Source organism: Streptosporangium jomthongense (genome assembly GCF_042650425.1).
Taxonomy (GTDB): Bacteria; Actinomycetota; Actinomycetes; order Streptosporangiales; family Streptosporangiaceae; genus Streptosporangium.
In genome coordinates this window covers 1-1,038 of the sequence record NZ_JBHSBC010000027.1, presented here as the reverse complement: position 1 = coordinate 1,038, position 1,038 = coordinate 1, and the positions used below count along the sequence as shown (strand labels likewise).

Annotated in this window: 2 protein-coding genes; both read left to right on the top strand. The window is 71.9% G+C overall.

Annotated features, from left to right (window positions below; genetic code table 11):
* Nucleotides 1–143: 143 nt before the first annotated feature.
* Nucleotides 144–284: a hypothetical protein gene (locus ACFOYY_RS24995; protein ID WP_386192522.1), complete on the top strand. Its 141-nt coding sequence runs from the start codon at nt 144–146 to the stop codon at nt 282–284.
* 91 nt (nt 285–375) lie between these two features.
* Nucleotides 376–1,038, top strand: a 663-nt coding sequence (locus tag ACFOYY_RS24990; RefSeq protein ID WP_386192519.1) for a S8 family serine peptidase, incomplete at its 3' end; no start/stop codon positions are given.

Here is a 1,038-nt window from a genome sequence, read left to right as displayed (position 1 = left end):
AGGTAATGGAAATTCCATGTCGCAGGCTACGGCTTCCTCACCTTCACGTCATATTACATAGAGTAACTTTATGATTGCTTTGAGTGCGCATTGTTGGGTGGATCGCGCAACCGATCCCACAACCCCGGAAGGGACCGATCATCATGTCGGAGTCGTTCATCCCGCGTCTGGCCGCCCCAGTCGAGCGCACCATCACCGGCGCCGCCGCCACCCAGACGGCGGGCGTCGACCAGTCAGGGCGCTGGAGCGTCGTGCGTCCCTTCGCTGACGAGGGCGAAGAGTAGCCGATGAAGCGGTGAGCGCCGGCGCACAAGCGCGCTGGCGCTCACCCTCAACGAACAAGAGCACGCCGGGACACACGGGAGCGGGTGCGGGATGGGCGAGGTCGCGGCGATCGCGGGACTGACGGAGCTGTGGCGGCTGACCACCGGTGACGAGCGGGTGACGGTGGCGGTGGTGGACGGCTTGGTCGAGCAGGACCATCCAGCCCTGACCGGGACGGCGCTGACCCAGCTGCGCGAGGTGTGGACGGGCGGGCCAGCCTCCGGCCGGGCGGCGGCACACGGCACAGCGGTGGCCAGCGTGCTGTTCGGCCGGCACGACGGACCCGTGCCCGGGATCGCGCCGGGTTGCCGGCCGGTCAGCGTGCCGGTGTTCGCCGAGGGGCGGCGCACCTCCCAGCTGGATCTGGCCCGCGCCATCGAGCTGGCCGCCGACGCGGGCGCTCATGTGATCAACGTGAGCGGCGGCCAGCTGGCCGACCCCGGAGAGGCGGAGGACGCGCTGGCCCGGGCGGTGCGCCGCTGCCGCGAGCAGGGCGTGCTGGTCGTGGCCGCGGCCGGGAACGACGGCTGCCTGTGCGACCACGTGCCCGCCACGCTGGACGGCGTGCTGGCCGTCGGCGCCTGCGATGAGGCCGGCCGACCGCTGGAGATGAGCAACTACGGGCCGGGCAGCCGCCGCCAGGGGCTGCTCGCCCCCGGCGCGAACGTCCTGGTGGCCGTGCCGGGCGGCGCCACCGGGCGGATGTCCGGCACC